Source organism: Variovorax sp. 770b2, from assembly GCF_900115685.1.
In the GTDB taxonomy this organism is placed as follows: Bacteria; Pseudomonadota; Gammaproteobacteria; order Burkholderiales; family Burkholderiaceae_C; genus Variovorax.
This window is the reverse complement of record NZ_FOXJ01000008.1, coordinates 228,660-245,474: the sequence shown is the minus strand read 5'-3', so window position 1 is coordinate 245,474 and position 16,815 is coordinate 228,660. Positions and strand designations below refer to the sequence as shown.

At 65.2% G+C, this 16,815-nt stretch carries 19 protein-coding genes and 1 tRNA gene; 8 read left to right on the top strand and 12 right to left on the bottom strand.

Features of this window, described 5'->3' with window-relative positions:
* Positions 1-211: 211 nt before the first annotated feature.
* Genes frc (BM133_RS30615) through oxc form a run of 4 tightly spaced genes read right to left on the bottom strand, consistent with a single transcriptional unit; the run spans position 212 to position 5,061 of the window.
* Positions 212-1,459, bottom strand: a complete 1,248-nt coding sequence (gene frc, locus BM133_RS30615) for a formyl-CoA transferase (protein WP_093442605.1) — start codon at positions 1,457-1,459, stop codon at positions 212-214.
* A gap of 15 nt (positions 1,460-1,474) precedes the next feature.
* Complete coding sequence (locus tag BM133_RS30610) at positions 1,475-1,909, bottom strand: PAS domain-containing protein (protein WP_093442603.1); 435 nt, start codon at positions 1,907-1,909, stop codon at positions 1,475-1,477.
* A 44-nt stretch (positions 1,910-1,953) separates the two neighbouring features.
* Entirely contained in the window at positions 1,954-3,210 is a 1,257-nt protein-coding gene (frc, locus tag BM133_RS30605; RefSeq protein ID WP_093442600.1) for a formyl-CoA transferase, read from the bottom strand.
* A gap of 27 nt (positions 3,211-3,237) precedes the next feature.
* Positions 3,238-5,061, bottom strand: a complete 1,824-nt coding sequence (oxc, locus tag BM133_RS30600; protein WP_093442597.1) for an oxalyl-CoA decarboxylase — start codon at positions 5,059-5,061, stop codon at positions 3,238-3,240.
* Between the two features lie 152 nt (positions 5,062-5,213).
* On the opposite strand from oxc, the gene BM133_RS30595 reads away from it, so the two are divergent.
* Entirely contained in the window at positions 5,214-5,822 is a 609-nt protein-coding gene (locus BM133_RS30595) for a Crp/Fnr family transcriptional regulator (protein WP_093442594.1), read from the top strand.
* Between the two features lie 156 nt (positions 5,823-5,978).
* Here BM133_RS30595 and BM133_RS30590 read toward each other — a convergent pair whose 3' ends face one another.
* The 4 genes from BM133_RS30590 to BM133_RS30575 all read right to left on the bottom strand — a co-directional run bounded on the left by BM133_RS30590 (position 5,979) and on the right by BM133_RS30575 (position 10,145).
* Entirely contained in the window at positions 5,979-6,815 is an 837-nt protein-coding gene (locus BM133_RS30590) for a cytidylate kinase family protein (RefSeq protein ID WP_093442591.1), read from the bottom strand.
* 28 nt (positions 6,816-6,843) lie between these two features.
* The gene (locus BM133_RS30585; protein ID WP_093442588.1) at positions 6,844-8,376 is read right to left on the bottom strand and encodes a tripartite tricarboxylate transporter permease; all 1,533 of its coding nucleotides are present in this window, start codon (positions 8,374-8,376) and stop codon (positions 6,844-6,846) included.
* Between the two features lie 19 nt (positions 8,377-8,395).
* A complete protein-coding gene (locus BM133_RS30580) occupies positions 8,396-8,917 on the bottom strand; it encodes a tripartite tricarboxylate transporter TctB family protein (RefSeq protein ID WP_093442585.1) in 522 nt (173 codons plus the stop codon).
* Positions 8,918-9,122: 205 nt separating this feature from the next.
* Positions 9,123-10,145, bottom strand: coding sequence for a Bug family tripartite tricarboxylate transporter substrate binding protein (locus BM133_RS30575; protein WP_093442582.1), 1,023 nt, complete (start codon positions 10,143-10,145; stop codon positions 9,123-9,125).
* Between the two features lie 260 nt (positions 10,146-10,405).
* On the opposite strand from BM133_RS30575, the gene BM133_RS30570 reads away from it, so the two are divergent.
* Positions 10,406-10,480 (top strand) — tRNA-Arg (locus BM133_RS30570).
* A gap of 137 nt (positions 10,481-10,617) precedes the next feature.
* Here BM133_RS30570 and BM133_RS30565 read toward each other — a convergent pair.
* Positions 10,618-11,361: a nitroreductase gene (locus BM133_RS30565; protein WP_093442580.1), complete on the bottom strand. Its 744-nt coding sequence runs from the start codon at positions 11,359-11,361 to the stop codon at positions 10,618-10,620.
* 311 nt (positions 11,362-11,672) lie between these two features.
* On the opposite strand from BM133_RS30565, the gene BM133_RS30560 reads away from it, so the two are divergent.
* Positions 11,673-12,857: an MFS transporter gene (locus tag BM133_RS30560; RefSeq protein WP_093442709.1), complete on the top strand. Its 1,185-nt coding sequence runs from the start codon at positions 11,673-11,675 to the stop codon at positions 12,855-12,857.
* A 39-nt stretch (positions 12,858-12,896) separates the two neighbouring features.
* Here BM133_RS30560 and BM133_RS30555 read toward each other — a convergent pair whose 3' ends face one another.
* Positions 12,897-13,088 (bottom strand): hypothetical protein, encoded by a 192-nt coding sequence (locus tag BM133_RS30555; RefSeq protein WP_143100240.1) that lies wholly within the window; start codon positions 13,086-13,088, stop codon positions 12,897-12,899.
* Between the two features lie 95 nt (positions 13,089-13,183).
* Positions 13,184-13,705 (bottom strand): STM3941 family protein, encoded by a 522-nt coding sequence (locus BM133_RS30550; RefSeq protein ID WP_093442574.1) that lies wholly within the window; start codon positions 13,703-13,705, stop codon positions 13,184-13,186.
* 254 nt (positions 13,706-13,959) lie between these two features.
* Between BM133_RS30550 and BM133_RS30545 the strand changes: the two genes are divergently transcribed.
* The 5 genes from BM133_RS30545 to BM133_RS35265 all read left to right on the top strand — a co-directional run bounded on the left by BM133_RS30545 (position 13,960) and on the right by BM133_RS35265 (position 15,697).
* Positions 13,960-14,145, top strand: a complete 186-nt coding sequence (locus tag BM133_RS30545; protein ID WP_143100239.1) for a hypothetical protein — start codon at positions 13,960-13,962, stop codon at positions 14,143-14,145.
* Between the two features lie 134 nt (positions 14,146-14,279).
* The gene (locus BM133_RS34920) at positions 14,280-14,615 is read left to right on the top strand and encodes a hypothetical protein (RefSeq protein WP_143100238.1); all 336 of its coding nucleotides are present in this window, start codon (positions 14,280-14,282) and stop codon (positions 14,613-14,615) included.
* A 315-nt stretch (positions 14,616-14,930) separates the two neighbouring features.
* Positions 14,931-15,302, top strand: a complete 372-nt coding sequence (locus tag BM133_RS30530; protein WP_093442564.1) for a hypothetical protein — start codon at positions 14,931-14,933, stop codon at positions 15,300-15,302.
* 97 nt (positions 15,303-15,399) lie between these two features.
* Positions 15,400-15,522, top strand: a complete 123-nt coding sequence (locus tag BM133_RS35615; RefSeq protein WP_256219398.1) for a hypothetical protein — start codon at positions 15,400-15,402, stop codon at positions 15,520-15,522.
* Between the two features lie 22 nt (positions 15,523-15,544).
* The gene (locus tag BM133_RS35265) at positions 15,545-15,697 is read left to right on the top strand and encodes a hypothetical protein (RefSeq protein ID WP_177224987.1); all 153 of its coding nucleotides are present in this window, start codon (positions 15,545-15,547) and stop codon (positions 15,695-15,697) included.
* 351 nt (positions 15,698-16,048) lie between these two features.
* Here BM133_RS35265 and BM133_RS30520 read toward each other — a convergent pair whose 3' ends face one another.
* Complete coding sequence (locus BM133_RS30520) at positions 16,049-16,795, bottom strand: lysophospholipid acyltransferase family protein (RefSeq protein ID WP_093442559.1); 747 nt, start codon at positions 16,793-16,795, stop codon at positions 16,049-16,051.
* Positions 16,796-16,815: the final 20 nt, after the last annotated feature.

Below are 16,815 nucleotides of genomic sequence, written 5' to 3'. Positions count from 1 at the left end.
ATTGAATGCCGGGCGACAAATGGGTGGCGGGTCGGCATGATCAAAATGTAGATTCGATGATCGATAAATAATAGTTAAACTATTTTATTGAATGCATTTGCCATGCGTTATATGTGAATTGGCAAAAAAGGGCGCAGTCATCCATTGCAAATGGCTTTCGCCATTTGCAAGGAACACTTTATTTATCGGTCGGTCGGCGCGTGCTGTCGATTCAAATCACGCGCTCTGTGCGCAGCATGGCGATTTCGTCGACGCCATATCCCAATTGACGCAGCACCTCTTCCGTGTGCTCGCCCAACAGCGGCGCACGGGTCACGTCGGTCGCGCTGTCGGACATCTTGATGGGGTTGCCCACCGTCAGGTACTTGCCGCGCGTCGGGTGGTCCACCTCGACGATGGTCCCCGTCTCGCGCAGCGATTCGTCCGCGGCGATTTCCTTCATGGAGAGAATCGGGCCGCACGGGATGTCGAACTCGTTGAGGATGTCCATGGCCTCGAACTTGGTCTTGGTCATGGTCCATTGCTCGATGCGCGCGAAGATCGGCTTCAGGTGCAGCAAGCGCGCGGCCGGCGTGGCGTAGGCCTCGTCGGTGATCCAGCTCTCCTCGCCGATCACCTTGCAGACGGCAGGCCACACCGCGCCCTGCGTGATGAAGTAGATGTAGGCGTTCGGGTCGGTCTCCCAGCCCTTGCACTTGAGGATGGAGCCCGGCTGCCCGCCGCCCGATGCGTTCCCCGCGCGCGGCACCGCGTCGCCGAACTTGCCGTCCGGGTACTGCGGGTACTCGTGCATGGTGCCGGTGCGCTCCAGGCGCTGCTGGTCGCGCATCTTCACGCGGCACAGGTTGAGCACGGCGTCCTGCATCGGCGCGAGCACCTGCTGGCCGCGCCCGGTGTTGTTGCGCTGGTAGAGCGCGGCGACGATGCCCAGCGCCAGGTGCAGCCCGGTGCCGCTGTCGCCGATCTGCGCGCCGGTGACGACGGGCGGGCCGTCCTCGAAGCCGGTGGTCGACGCGGCGCCGCCGGCGCATTGCGCGACGTTCTCGTAGACCTTGCAGTGCTCGTACTTGCCGGGGCCGAAGCCCTTGACCGACGCGACGATCATCCGCGGGTTGAGCTTCTGGATGTGCGCCCAGGTGATGCCCATGCGGTCCAGTGCGCCGGGCGCGAAGTTCTCCACCAGCACGTCGCAGGTCTTGATCAGCGTGTCCAGGACCTGCTTGCCCTTGGGGTTCTTGGTGTCCAGCGTGATCGAGCGCTTGTTGTGGTTCAGCATCGTGAAGTAGAGGCTGTCCACACCGGGAATGTCCCGCAGCTGCCCGCGCGTGGCGTCGCCTTCGCCGGCGCGCTCGACCTTGATCACGTCGGCGCCGAACCATGCCAGCAGTTGCGTGCAGGTGGGGCCCGACTGCACATGGGTGAAGTCGAGAATGCGAACGCCTTCGAGTGCCTTGCTCATCGTGTGTCTCCTGTCTTATTTGTTCGTCGCGGCTTCGACTTCTACCAGACGGGCGCGCAACTTGCGCTCCTCGGCGAAGCGGGCGGTTTCGTCGCGCACGATGGCGACGATGCCTGAAACCTGTTGATCCTGGGCGAACAGCATGGAGACCGTGAAGGCGATGGAAAGGGTATGCCCGTCCTTGTGCAGGGCGGGCACGCGCAGCACGTCGGCACCGTATCTGGTGACCGCCGTTTCCATCGTCTTGTGATAGCCATCCCAATGCCGCTGGCGTTGTCGCATGGGGATGATGATGTCCAGCGACTGCCCGAGCGCTTCGGCTTCGGTAAAGCCGAAGATGCGCTCGGCAGCCTTGTTCCACAGCGTGATGGCACCCTCGGCATCGCAGACCATGATCGCGTCGCCGGCTCCGGCAACGAGTTGGTTCAGATCGACGGTCGATGACGACAAGGTGTGCTCCCGCTTCTTTCTCTCTATGTCTTTTCGCTGCGGCCTCAGACGGCCTTGGCTTCGCGCAGGCTCGTGATCTGGGCCTTCGAGTAGCCCAGCTCGGCCAGCACTTCCTCGGTGTGCTCGCCCAGGAGGGGCGATCCGGTGATCTCGGGCTTCAGGTCCGAGAACTTGATCGGGCTGCCCACGGTGAAGTAGCTGCCGCGCTCCTTGTGCGGCACTTCGACGATGGAGCCGCTGGCGCGCAGCGATTCGTCGTTCAGCAGTTCCTTCATCGTCAGCACCGGCGCGCATGGAATGTCGAACTTGCGCAGGATGTCGACCGCCTCGAACTTGGTCTTCTCGGCCAGCCAGACCTCGATGGTCGCGAAGATGTCGGTGATGTGCGGCTGGCGCGCCTTGGGGGTCGCGTAGTCGGGGTCGGTCTTCCATTCGGGCTTGCCGATGGCGTCGCAGATCGGCGCCCAGGCGTGGCCCTGGATGGTGAAGTAGATGTAGGCGTTCGGGTCGGTCTCCCAGCCCTTGCACTTGAGCACCCAGCCCGGCTGGCCGCCGCCGCCGGCATTGCCGCCGCGCGGCACCACGTCGCTGAACGTGCCGTGCGGGTATTGCGGGTATTCCTCCAGGTAGCCGAGGCGGTCCAGGCGCTGCTGGTCGCGCATCTTCACGCGGCAGAGGTTGAGCACTGCGTCCTGCATCGAGCAGGCCACGCGCTGGCCCTTGCCGGTCTGCTCGCGGCCGATGATGGCCGTCAGGATGCCGATGGCCAGGTGCATGCCGGTGTTGCTGTCGCCCAGCGCCGCAGCGCTCACGGTCGGCGGGCCGTCCCAGAAGCCGGTGGTCGATGCGGCGCCGCCGGCGCACTGCGCGACGTTCTCATACACCTTCAGGTCTTCGTAGTGGTGGCCGTCGCTGAAGCCCTTGACCGAGGCGACGATCATCTTGGGGTTCAGTTCCTGGATGCGCTCCCAGGTGAAGCCCATGCGGTCCAGCGCGCCGGGGCCGAAGTTCTCCACCAGCACGTCCGATTCCTTGATGAGCTTCTCCAGCACCAGCTTGCCTTCGGGCTGCTTGGTGTCCAGCGTGAGCGAGCGCTTGTTGCTGTTGAGCATGGTGAAGTAGAGCGCGTCCACATCCGGGATGTCGCGCAGTTGCGAGCGCGTGACGTCGCCGGCGCCGGGGCGCTCGACCTTGATGACGTCGGCGCCGAACCAGGCCAGCATCTGCGTGCAGGCGGGGCCCGCCTGCACGTGCGTGAAGTCGATGATCTTGATGCCGTTGAGGGGTTTGTTGTCGCTCATGTGATATCTCCTGGATGGATTTGGTAATTACTTCTTCTTCGCCGTGGCGGGGTTCAGGCTCGTGATGCGCCCGCTTTCCGTGCCCGCGGTCTCGTCGATGACGGCGTTGATGAGGGTCGGGCGGCGCGAGGCGACGGCCTCGGTGAGGGCCTTCTGCAGCTCGTCGGCGGTGGTGGCGTTGACGCCCACGCCGCCGAAGGCTTCCATCAGCTTGTCGTAGCGCGCGTTCTTCACGAACACGGTGGGCGCCACGTCGGCAGTGCCGCTCGCGTTCACGTCGGTGCCGCGGTACACGCCGTTGTTGTTGAAAACGATGATGCAGATCGGCAGGTTGTAGCGGCAGATGGTTTCCACCTCCATGCCGCTGAAGCCGAAGGCGCTGTCGCCCTCGATGGCGATCACCGGCTTGTCGGTGACCACGGCGGCGGCCACGGCAAAGCCCATGCCGATGCCCATGATCCCCCAGGTGCCCACATCGAGGCGCTTGCGCGGCTCGTACATGTCCACGATGCTGCGCGCGAAGTCCAGCGTGTTGGCGCCTTCGTTCACCACGATGGCGTCGGGGCGGGCCTTCACCTGGTCGCGGATCACGCTGAGCGCGCTGTGGAAGTTCATCGGCGACGGACGCGCGGCGAGCGTCACGGCCATCTTGGAGAGGTTCTTGTCCTTGCGCTCGGCGATGGCGCCGGTCCATTCGGTCGGCGGCTTGGCCCACTTGGCATCGATGCCGCCCAGGAGGGCCGCCACGCAGGAGCCGATGTCGCCGATCACCGGCGCGGCGATGGCCACGTTGCTGTCGATCTCGGTCGGTGCGATGTCGATCTGGATGAACTGCTTGGCGCCCTTGTCCTCGGCCCAGGTCTTGCCCTTGCCGTGCGAGAGCAGCCAGTTCAGGCGCGCGCCGATGAGCAGCACCACGTCGGCCTCTTGCAGCACGTAGGAGCGCGCGGCCGCGGCCGATTGCGCGTGCGTGTCGGGCAGGAGGCCCTTGGCCATCGACATCGGGAGGTAGGGAATACCCGTCTTCTCGACCAGTGCGCGGATGTCGGCATCGGCCTGTGCGTAGGCGGCGCCCTTGCCCAGCAGGATGAGCGGCTTCTTGGCGCCCTTGAGCAGGTCGAGCGCGCGCTTGACGGCGTCGGGCGCGGGGATCTGGCGCGGTGCCGGATCGACCACCTTGATGAGCGATGCCTTGCCCTTGACCGCGTCCATGGTCTGCGCGAAGAGCTTGGCCGGCAGGTCCAGGTACACGCCGCCGGGGCGGCCCGACAGCGCCGAGCGGATGGCGCGGGCGATGCCCACGCCGATGTCTTGGGCATGCAGCACGCGGAAGGCGGCCTTGCAGAGCGGCTTGGCGATGGCCAACTGGTCCATCTCTTCGTAGTCGCCCTGCTGCAGGTCGACGATTTCGCGCTCGCTCGATCCGCTGATGAGGATCATCGGGAAGCAGTTGGTGGTCGCGTTGGCCAGTGCCGTGAGGCCGTTGAGGAAACCGGGGGCCGACACCGTGAGGCAGATGCCGGGCTTTTGCGTAAGGAAGCCCGCGGCGGCTGCGGCGTTGCCGGCGTGCTGCTCGTGGCGGAACGAGATGACCCGCATGCCCTCGGCCTGCGCCATGCGCGTCAGGTCGGTGATCGGGATGCCGGGGAGGCCGAAGATGGTGTCGATGTCGTTCAGCTTCAGCGCATCGATGACCAGGTGGAAGCCGTCGATCGTTTCGGCCTCCGGTGCGTCGTCCGCAACCGGTTTGAGGGCCCGCACGACCGCATCGCCGTCAACGGCCCGGCTCGTGGGCTTGAGGGCGTCGTCCAGGGTCGTGGATGCCTCTTTGTCCGTTCTTACTGAAGACATGTCTCTCCTTCTGCTTTGGTGAATGGCCGAGGCCCGAGCCGGGACTATGATTCGGGGGCATGCTTTCAGGCGTTGACCTCGGTCAACTTTCCGGAAAACGGCACCGGCCAGATGAACCAGAAGTTGTTGCGAATTCGAGCAAGACGGGACCCATGACGTTGTTGGAAAACCACCCGGAAAAAAACATCATTCGCGCGCAGCTCCGGCAGAACGTCCTGCTCAAGGACCTGAGCGAGAGCGACCGCGCCGAACTGGAAGCCCACCTCGTGATCGTGGACGGCAACAAGGGCGATTTCCTGTTGCACCAGGGGGTGCGCGAGATGGAGCAGTACTTCATCCTCGACGGCATCCTCAAACGCGTCGTGAGCAACCCCGAAGGCAAGGAAATGATCCTTCGCTTCGCCGACGAGCACGACATGGAAACCAGCTACGCGGCGCTGCGGCTGGGCACGCCGACGCCCTACGGCATCGTGTGCGTCACCAAGGCCCGCGTGGCGAGCCTGCCGCTCAAGGAATGGATCACCTTTCTCGACCGGCATGCCCAGACCAAGGAACTGTTCGAGTACCTGGTGATGAAGGGAATGAGCGAGATCATGGCGCACACGATCACGCTGCACCTGCTGGATGCGCCGGGGCGGGTGCACCGGTTCATGCGCAAGCACCCCGAGCTGGAAGACCGGATTCCGAGCAAGGAGCTGGCTTCGTATCTCAATCTCTCCGCAGAAACCCTTAGTCGGCTTCGCAAGCGCGGGAAGATTTGATTTCCGCGGGGGCATTCAGGGTGGGTGCACAGGCCACCGGGTGCTCCCCTCCGCGAATGTCCCCCGGGCTTCGCCCTCCTCCTTTATTTCGCTGCGGGGAGCACCCGATGCCTGCGCACTGGGGCACGCCGCTGGTTTGTCGCGGCTGCTATGAAGTCAGGTTTGCTTGGCTGATGCGAAACGGCGGGAAGTGGCCATCAGGCGCAGCTGGTTGTGCACACCGGTCACGCCAGTCACCGCGGCCGCAACCGCTTCGGTCTGCGCGCGCTCTTCGGAGTTGAGGACGATGCCGCGCAGGATCACCTCCCCCTGGTTCGCATCGACCGTCACGCGGATGTCGCTGGTCTCGGTCTCTTCCTTCAACGCCGCCTTCACGCGCGCCTGCAGCGCCATGTTCTTGAGCAGCGTGCGCGACTCGGGCGTCTCCGCGAACTCGGGCCGCGCCACCAGCTGGCTGATCTGCTCGACGCAGCTGTCGACCGTCACGCGGTCGGTGTTGAGCACCAGGTCGTAGAGCACCGGGTCGCCCCAGGTCACGCCGAACTGCGCATGCATGCGCGCCGCGTGCGCCTGGTCGCTGCGGCGGATCTCGGCTTCGGCGAACGCGGCGTCGTCGGTTTCCAGGTCGCCCATCAGCCACTCGACGCGCTTGTCGAGCGAGCGCGTGATGCGCACGCACACCACGTGCGGCACGGGCCGCAAGAGGCACGTTGCGCCCCAGCCGCGCAGCACCACGTTGCCGCGGTCGGCCAGCGCGAAGAGCTCGTCCGCCGTGTAGAGCGCGACGCTGCGCTGGTCGGTCTTCAGGCGCTCCAGGAGGCCCGCCTTGCCGCCGCGCAGGCGGCCGATGAGGCTCTTGGAGACCTGCATCTTCTCGGCCACGTGGTCGATGACTTCGTGGCGCATCACGGCAAGCGAGAGCGTTTCCGCGAGCTTGACCGACACGTCCTTGGCGAGGGAACCCATCTCCTGGGTCAGTGCGATGACTGGCATGTGCGTGCTCCTTGTTTTTGCTTCTGGCTCAATCCACCGGACGCTCGACGGCGAACTCGTCGGGCTTCTTGGGCGGCTTGATGAAGGCGATGGCCTTGGAGATCAGCGGCCAGAACAACAGCACCAGGGCCAGCGTCGTGATGCCGCCCACCAGCGGGTTGGAGAACATGATCATCACGTCGCCTTGCGAGACCAGCATCGCCTGGCGGAACGAGTCTTCGGCCTTGTCCCCGAGCACCAGTGCGAGCACCAGCGGCGCGAGCGGGAAGTCGAGCTTCTTGAACAGGTAGCCGATGACGCCGAAGCCGAGCATGAACCAGATGTCGAGCATCGCGTTGTGCACGGTGTAGGCACCGATGGCGCAGATCACGATGATCACCGGCGCGATGATCGAGAACGGAATGCGCAGGATCGAGGCGAAGAGAGGCACCGTGCTCAGCACCACGATCAGGCCCACGATGTTGCCCAGGTACATGCTGGCGATGAGGCCCCAGACGAAGTCCTTCTGCTCGGTGAACAGCAGCGGCCCGGGCTGCAGGCCCCAGATCAAGAGGCCGCCCAGCAGCACCGCGGCCGTCGGCGAACCGGGGATGCCGAGGGCCAGCATCGGCAGCAACGCGCTGGTGCCCGCGGCGTGCGCCGCGGTCTCGGGGGCGACGACGCCTTCCATCTGGCCGGTGCCGAACTTGGAGCCCTTCTTGGACATCTTCTTCGCGAGGCCGTAGGCCATGAACGAAGCCGGTGTGGCGCCGCCGGGCGTGATGCCCATCCAGATGCCGATGAGCGAGCTGCGCAGCGAGGTGACCCAATACTGCGGCAGTTGCTTCCACGTCTGCAGCACGACCTTGGGGTCGATCTTGGCGCTCTTGCCGGAGAACTTCAGGCCCTCTTCCATCGACAGCAGGATTTCGCCGATGCCGAAGAGACCGATCACCGCGATCAGGAAGTCAAAGCCGCGCATCAGCTCGGGCTGGCCGAAGGTCAGGCGCAATTGGCCCGTGACCGTGTCCATGCCGACCGAGGCGAGCGCGAAGCCCAGCGCCATCGACGCGAGGATCTTGAAGGGCGAGCCTTTCCCCATGCCCACGAAGCTGCAAAAGGTCAGCAGGTACACCGCAAAGAATTCGGGCGAGCCGAACTTGAGCGCGAACTTGGCCACCAGCGGCGCGAGGAAGGTGATCATCACCACCGCGATGAACGCGCCCACGAACGACGAGGTGAAGGCCGTGGTGAGCGCCGCGCCCGCATTGCCCTGCTGGGCCATCGGATAGCCGTCGAAGGTGGTGGCCACCGACCACGGTTCGCCGGGGATGTTGAACAGGATCGAGGTGATGGCCCCGCCGAACAACGCACCCCAGTAGATGCACGACAACATGATGATGGCCGAGGTCGGCGACATCGTGAACGTGAGGGGCAGCAGGATCGCCACCCCGTTGGCGCCGCCCAGCCCCGGCAGCACGCCGATGAGCACGCCAAGAATGATCCCCACGAACATCAGCGCGATGTTCATCGGGGTCAGGATCACTGCAAAGCCCTGCATCAGGGCGCTGATTTCGTCCATTTCGCTGTGCTCCGTGAGTTCAGTAGCCGAGGAACCTGAGGGGGTCGAGCGCGCCTTTGAAAAGCGGCACCTTGAACCACACCTCGAACATGCAGAAGAAGACCGTGTTGACCGCGAGCGCCGCGACGACGCTCTTCACCCACGAGTACTTGCCCAGCACGATCATGAAGAGCGCGATGTAGACCGCCGATGCGACATACAGCCCCACGAAGGTGATGCACAGCACGTACACGGTGGCCGGCACCAGCACCGAGAGCACGCGCTTCAGCTGCACCGAATCCACGAACACCTCGGTGTTGCGGTTCTTGCCGAGCAGTGCCTGGTACAGGATGCCCGCGCCCGAGATCGTGATGATCACGCCGATGAAGAACGGGAAGTAGCCCGACCCCGGCCCATCGCTCGTCCAGCCCGCGCCCAGCTTGCGGGCCTCGAACACCACCACCAGTCCGATGACCAGCAGCAGCGCCGCCACCACCGCCTCGACCACGTAGGTGGCGACGCCCGAACGCGCCGCCCCATCGGAAATTTCTTCGTGCTCCATGGAGCCCCCGTCATGTTTGTAAGAAGGAAGACAGCGCGGTGCTCGACGCACGCTGACGAACCGGAACCCGTTTCGGCTGATAGACCCAACCCGTTCCGGCTGATAGACCCCAATCCGTTCACGCTGAGCCTGTCGAAGCGCTGCGCAAGGCTTCGACGAGCTCAGCCCGAACGGTGGTCGATCGGTCGATCGGCTGCGGGTCGTGTTACTTGTTGCTGGCCAGGAAGCCCGCGTCGGACATCAGCGTGCGGTGCGTCGCCTCGGCGGTGGTGAGCCAGTCGGCGAAGGGCTTGCCGGTCATGAAGGTCGGGTTGAAGGCACCCTTCTCCATGTATTCCTTCCACTCCGGCGTGGCGGCCACCTTGGTGAGCAGGTCCGTGTAGAACTTCAACTGCTCGGGCGTGACGCCGGCGGGCATGAAGATGCCGCGCAGCATCGTGTACTTGGTGGGCACGCCCGCTTCCTTGCAGGTGGGCACGTCGTTCCACGATTGCGTGTCGGTCACCTTCGCCTTGAAGGGCATGCGCTCGTCGTCGAACACGCACAGCGCGCGCAGCTTGCCGGCGCGCCATTGCGCGACCGCCTCGATCGGGTTGTTGACGGTGGAATTCACGTGGCCGCCCACCAGTTGCACCGCCACTTCGCCGCCGCCCTTGAAGGGCACGTAGATGAACTTGGTGCCGGTGGCTTTCTCCAGCGCCACGGTGATGATCTGGTCTTCCTGCTTGGAGCCGGTGCCGGCCATCTTGAACTTGTTGGGACCCGCGGCCTTGGTGGCGGCGATGTATTCGCCGGCGGTCTTGTAGGGCGCCTCGACGTTGGTCCACAGCACGAACTGGTCCAGCGCCAGCATCGCGACGGGCGTCATGTCCTTCCAGTTGAAGGGCACGCCGGTGGCCATGGGCGTGGTGAACAGGTTCGACAGCGAGATGATGATCTTGTGCGGATCGCCCTTGGCCTCCTTCACCGCCAGGAAGCCCTCGGCGCCCGCGCCGCCGGACTTGTTGACCACGATGAGCGGCTCTTTCATGAGCTTGTACTTGATGACGATGCCCTGCAGCAGCCGCCCCATCTGGTCGGCGCCGCCGCCGGTGCCGGCGGGGATCACGAACTCCACGGGTTTGGTGGGTTCCCAGGCGAAGGCGGGAGTGGCTGCGGCCAGTGCCAGGACGGCCGCGCCAATGGCTTTCGCAGGCCAGCTGCGGGCGTGCGAAGCGATGTTCTTCATCGTCATGTTTGTCTCCAGTCGGTGTAGGGTGCGCCCTTTGTTATTGTTGGATCTGAGCGGAGATACGAACAGGGCGGATGTTGCGCGCAGGCGTTCTGCGTCAACTTGACCGAGGTCAACTTCTCGGAGATTTCGTATGGGGGTTAGCCCGCGCTGGCCGGTTTTTTGCAGTGCAGCGAAGCGGCGGCAGGAACCCTATAAAATCGCGGCGCGCACCGGCAAACCCTCGCCGGCCGGGCACCGAGCCCATCGCGCCCGTCGTCTTCGTAGTTCAATGGATAGAACGGGGTCCTCCTAAGACTCAGATACAGGTTCGATTCCTGTCGAAGGCACCACCAGCCAGCGGATAGAGCAGCCAGGTTTCATCGGACCGCGGGGCGGCTCTGCGTGGCGCCCCCGTACACAGCGCCGATGGCCCTGATGCCGGCCGGGGCGATCCGGTGGCAGCCGAGGCGCCGGCCCATGGCCGTATTCAGTCCCCAAACCCCAGGAGCCGCGCGAAGTCCTGCACCCGCTCGCGCGGCATCCTCGCCCGATTCACCTCGGCCTCCGGGTCGCCGTATCCCATCGACATGCCGAAGGCAGTCACTTCATCCGCCGGCATCTGCAGGTGCGCCGCGATCGGCTCGTGGAACTGCGCGAACGCGACCTGCGGGCAGGTGTCGATGCCGCGCGCCTTCGCGGCGATCATCACGCTCTGCGCGAAGAGGCCCAGGTCGATCCAGCTGTGCGCCTTCAACCGGCGGTCGATGCTGAAGACGAGGCCCACCGGCGCGCCGAAGAACGCGTAGTTGCGCTCGGTCTGGCGCGTGCGCGCGGGCGTGTCGTGGCGCTCGATGCCGAGCGATGCGTAGTAGCGCGCGCCGAAGTCCGCGAGCCTTGCGCGGTAGGTGTCCGGCAAGGGCTCGGGGAAGTGCTCGGGCGCGGGTGCGGTGCCGGCGCGGGACGCGGCGACCAGCGCGTCGGTCAGTTCGTTCTTGACCGCGCCGCTGACCACATACACGCGCCAGGGCTGGATGTTGGCGCCGCTCGGTGCGCACGCCGCATCCGCCAGGATTTCTTCCACGAGCGCGCGGCCCAGCGGCTGCGCCTTGAAGGCGCGCGTCGCCCGGCGCGAGCGCACGACGGTGGCCACGCATCGCGCGATCGCCTCCTGGGACCATCCGGTGGCCGGCTGGGCCACGTCCGGTGCTTCGATGAGGGTATCGGCCGTCATGGTTTCGTCTCCTGCTGCTGAATGACAGGGGGCGATCATGGGCGAGGCATGCAATGAACGGAACTGATGGTTTTGCAGTTCCATATTGCATGCCGTTCAAGAGCATTTGGATGCGCAACGTGCACAGCGGACGGCGACGAAACGCCCGCCCATAGACGCCGGGCAGAGGGAAAGTGCATGGCCTGCACTTTCCTCTTGAAGAACCATCAGTTCCATTTCATTCGTCGTGCGCCGAACATCGCGATTTGGCCCGCGATGGCATGGACACGTTTTCCGAACGGCACGCCATCCCTCTGCATTTGCACAAGATCATGGATCCTCGATTGATCGTTCTGGCCCTAGGCATGTTCGCCATGGGCACCGACAACTTCGTCGTTGCCGGCATCCTGCCCAGCGTGGCCTCTTCGCTCGGAACCTCCGTCAGCCTGGCCGGCCAGATGGTGGCCGTGTATGCGCTGTCGTTCGCCGTCCTCGCGCCGGTGATGGCCGCGGTGGGCGGCGGATGGCCGCGCAAGCCGATGCTGGTCGTCGCGCTCGGCATCTTCGTGGTGGGCAATGCCATCACCGCGATGGCCACCGACCTGCACACGGTGCTGCTCAGCCGCGCGCTGGCGGGCCTGGGCGCGGCGATGTTCTCGCCGACGGCGCTCGGCGTCGCGTCCGCCATCGCGCCGCCCGGGCGCAGGGGCTACGCGCTGTCGATCGTGACCGCGGGCCTCGCGGGCGCGACGGCGCTCGGGTCACCCCTTGGCACGTTCATCGGCGGGCTGGGCGGCTGGCGAATGACGCTGTGGTTCGTGGCAGCCCTCGGGCTCGTCGCGATGCTCGCCGTGTGGTGGCTGCTGAACGCGGTGCGCCCACCCGAGCGCATCAGCCTCAGGGAGCGCTTCGCGCCGATCGGCGACGCGCGCGTTGCGCTGGCACTGCTGACCAACGTGTTCGCCAACGGCGGGTTGCTGATGGTCTACACCTATGCGGGCCTCGTGCTGGACCGCGCGACGGGCGGCAGCGAGCGAACCCTCGCGGCCGTGCTGCTGGTGTGGGGCGTGTCGGCCACCGTGGGGAACCTGTTCGCCGGCCGGCTCGTGGACCGCTTCGGGAGCCGCAGCGTGATGAATGCATCCCTGGCCATCGCCATCGCCGTGTTCTGCGCGCTGCCGTGGGCTTCGGCATCCATGGCGGGCACGGTCGTCTCGCTGGTGCTCTGGGGCTTCTGCGGCTGGGCCGTCATCGTGCCGCAGCAGCATCGGCTGGTGAAGATCGCACCCAAGGTGGCCCCGCTGCTGCTGGCCTTGAACAACACGGCCACCTACGGCGGCCTCGCCTGCTCGAGCATGCTGGGCGGGCTCGTGCTGCTGTTCATCGACAGGCATTACCTCAGCCTGATCGGCGCGGCCATGATCCTGGCGGCGCTCGTGCTGGCGGAGGCGACGCATGCGGTCATCGCCCGCAGGGAAGACAAGGCACAGGGGCGCTTCCCGGAGCTGCAGGCCTGAGCCCGGCAGCACCATTCATTCACTCATTCACTCATTCATTCATCGAGGCTCGGGCACCGTCCGCTCCTCGATCCAGTGCGTGCCTTCGCCGAAAACCTCGTTGCCCACCTCGACCATGATCTCCAGGTCGCGGCGCAGCACGGCCGTCTCGGGCTTCCAGCTCGCGGCCGCCTGGATCTGGTGCTTGAGGTGGCTGACGTCGAGCGACCAGCCCAGGCGGATCTCTTTCATGGCAGCCATCATTGAGCAACGCGTGCCGCGAGGCAAATTCGGGACATGTCCCTGCGCGCGCACCCGAACCAAGGTTTACCTGCGCGTCGTCTTCATCACCGCCCGGGCGCACCCGTGTCCGCCTGCCTGAAGCGCTCGATGTGCCCGAGCAATTCTTCGAGCGGCACCGGCAGCGAGATCTGCGGGATGTTGATGACGAAGCCCACCAGCGACGAGTTGGCCTTCATCAACATGCGCTTGAGCGGGGACGCCTTGGCAAGGTAGTCCTGCGGGTTTCGCAGCGACACGCCGAGAAACTTCTGCTGCTGGAACTTGACGACCTGCGCATCGACCACATCGGACCACGGGATGAAACCGGCGGACAGCCCCGATGCGTTGTCGGTGATGCCGGTGCGATCGATCGTGATCGCCGGCTTCCTCGATGCGAGCCGGCCCAGTGCAAACAGCGCGACCGCGCCGAAGAAGACGATGCTTGCCCAACCGGCCAGCCACCCCATCGCCTCATCGCCCCGGATGGGATTCATCAGCAGCCAGATGCCTCCGGCAACGAACAGGGCAGCGCCCAGGAGGATCAGGCTGACGCGCAGGCGGCTGGGGTAGATGACGACAGGAGTCATGTGAAGCGAGGTCCATCCCTGGAAGTGAAAAAAGCTGCGGCAGGTTAACGCCTCCGCACGGCAATGCAAAACGGCCGCCGTGCATGCGCTGTGCACGCGCCGGGACAGCGCCAAGACAGGGCCATTCACGCGATCCACGCAGTTCAAGAAGTTCTTGCAATTGAGGCAGCCCTTTGCGGCAAAACGTCTCACTGGAAATTCCCCCGCCCCGCACCTCCTCGCCTACGCTAATGAAGACGGGAGGACAGCAACAGATGACGAAGAAAAAAGAACCCGAGGAACGCCCGCGAAGGGGCAGGCCGACGTTGCCGGACGACGTGCGCGCGATGCATGGTTCGATCCGCCTGACGCGCGACCGTTGGGCCAAGCTGAGGCGCCTGGGCGCGGCGTGGCTCGGCAAGGTGGTCGATCAGGCGAAGGAGCCGGCGCCAAGGAAATGAACGCCGCGTCTCAGGGCGTGTCGCGGTCTGAATCAAGACCGCGATCTTCTGAGGCAATTCAGGCGGCTGGAACGACGCAGAAACATCGAACCAGCCTGACCACAACGTGCACCAAGTTGAAAGCAATACACATCATGGCTACCAAGAAGTCTAGCAAGCCCCCAACGAAGACCCCCAACCCTGCCGAATCGGTCCACACGACACCGCAGCCCCCCGCAGAAAAGGACTTCCTCGACGCCGAGCGGCGCGACGTCATCCGCATGGCATCGTGCGAATCGCTCGACTGGATCGCCATCCTCCAGTCGCTCTGCGCGTCCGACACCTTCGATGCGCCGACGCTGGCCCACCGGCTCCCCGGCATCTTCAAGTGGCTCGATGAACTGAACGGCATCGTCCTCTCCGCCATCGACGATCCGAGCGACGACACCGCCGCGCTGCGCCGGCGCCTGAGCCAGGGAAGCGCGAGGTGAAAGGAATCGACGGGTAGATGAATGAATGAATGACCCAAGCCGCTGCCAGTCAGCGGCTTTTTGCTGGCTCCACGGGACCGCCTTGCGGCATCGAAAAAGTCTCTCGATGCGATGGCACGGAGCGCATCTGCGAGGCGTGCCTGTTCTCGGAGAACCAGGCCGCCGAAGACGCGTTCTGGGGTAGAAGATTTCATTCACTCGCGGCGTCGTGTCACATTTGGGAACGGTACTTCACCTTGGCGATGTGAGCGAGTGCCTGCGGCCGGGCGTTGGACGCTTCATCAGGGCTGCTTCACGCCCTCTTCAGGAGATGAAATGTTGAATCCCCGAACCGTTCTCAAGCTGGCCGCCGCAGGTGTGGTTGCCGCAGGTGCCCTGTTCGCCGGCGCATCGGCCAATGCGGAGACCCACTGGTCCGTTGGCGTCAATCTGCCGGGCGTGGTCATCGGCCAACCGGCGCCCGTCTACTACGAGCCAGCGCCTGTTTACTCACGGCCGGCGCCGACGTACTACCAGCCCCCGGCGCCTGTGTATTCCACGCCCGCGCCCGTGTACTACGAGCCGGGCTCCCGCTGGGACGAGCGTCGCGCGGAGCGTTGGGAAGAACGCCGCGCGGAGCGCCAGGAATGGCGTCGCCGGCAGTGGGAGCGTGAGCACTATCGTCGCCATTACGAAGACCGCGATTGATGCTTCCAGGCATCGGGAGAACTATCTTCGGATTGACGAGGGGTGATCGACCGGGCACTCTCCGCGGCATTCGCATCCGTGGCGAGAGGAGCTTGAAATGTCGATCAGTCCCACCCTTCGGAGCACCCGCGCCTTCTTCCTCGACAAGCGCAACGTTGTTGCGTTGCTGGCCATGCTGGCTTCACTCGGTTCGTGGCTCGTCTTCTGGTTTGGAGAGTGAGCCCTTGGTTGCGCGGATTCTCTTGCTCGTCTTCCTGAAATTCATCGCGGCCATTGCGATGCTCGCGGGCCTTCACGTCGGCGCGATGGCCGCGCTGGGCTGTTGTCTCGGCATCGAGGTCCGGCGGATTTCCCTGGGCTTCGCGGCTGAGCGCGTCGTGCAGGGCCACGGTTGAGCGCGTCGTGCAGGGCCACGGCTGAGCGCGCCGCGCAGGGCCGCAGCCGAGCGCTCCTGCTGTCTTGTAGGCACACGCCCACGCACACGGTTTGCCTTCTCCCGCAAGCACCGGCCGGGCGCGCGGCCACTGTAGAGGCCTACTTACCTCACGGAGACCTCGATCATGAAAAGCATCATCCTTTGGCTCTGCGGTGTGCCGCTGATCGTGATCATCGGATTGAAGGTCTTCGGCATTCTCTGACCACCAGAGAGAGATAGAGAGACAGATCACCGCTTCCTCCTCACGGCGCCTCCTGCGCCGTTCAAGCGCCCTTTCGAGGGCGCTTTTTTTTTCGCGCGGCTCGGTGCCTCAGTGGGTCTCGCGGCGCAGCTGCTGCACGTCTTCATGCAGCGACTGCGCCCAGCCGCGGCGTTCGCGGCCGTGCGAATCCTGCGGCTCGCCGAAACGCACGATGGCCAGGAGCGGCGGCGCGCGCAGTGTGTTCCACAGCGAGGCGACCAGGCTGTCGTCGTCGATGTAGCGCGGGGCCTGGCTGGTCTCGCCGGTGGCGGCATCGGCGAAGCGCAGCGCGGCGGGCAGCACCGGCGCGCCGGAAGAAATGGCCGCCTGCAGCAGGTTGGCGTGAAAGGGCAGCAGCCCGCGGCCGTCGCTCGTGGTGCCTTCGGGGAATACGCCGATCACGTCACCCTCGCGCAGCGCTTCGGTCATGTGGTGCACCACGCGCAGCGCGTCGCGGCGGCGTTCGCGCTCGATGTAGAGCGAGCCCGCACCGGTGGAGAGCGTGCCGATCAGCGGCCAGTGCTTGACGCCCGACTTCGACACGAAGCGCACATGGCGCGCCGCATGGATGGCGGTGATGTCCAGCCACGAGAGGTGGTTGCTGATGATCAGCACCGGCCCCGCGGTCGGCGGCGTGCCCTGCACCTTGAGCGTGATGCCCATGATCTCGAGCATGCGGCGCGACCATTCCTGCACGCGCGCATTGCGCTCGGCCTGCGACAAATTCGGGAAGGCGAAGCGGATCGTCCACCACCCGGCCAGCGCATGCCCCACCGCGTGCAGCAAGCGCCAGCAGGCCTTCAGCGAATGAACCATGGCGGGCGAGTTCTATTTTT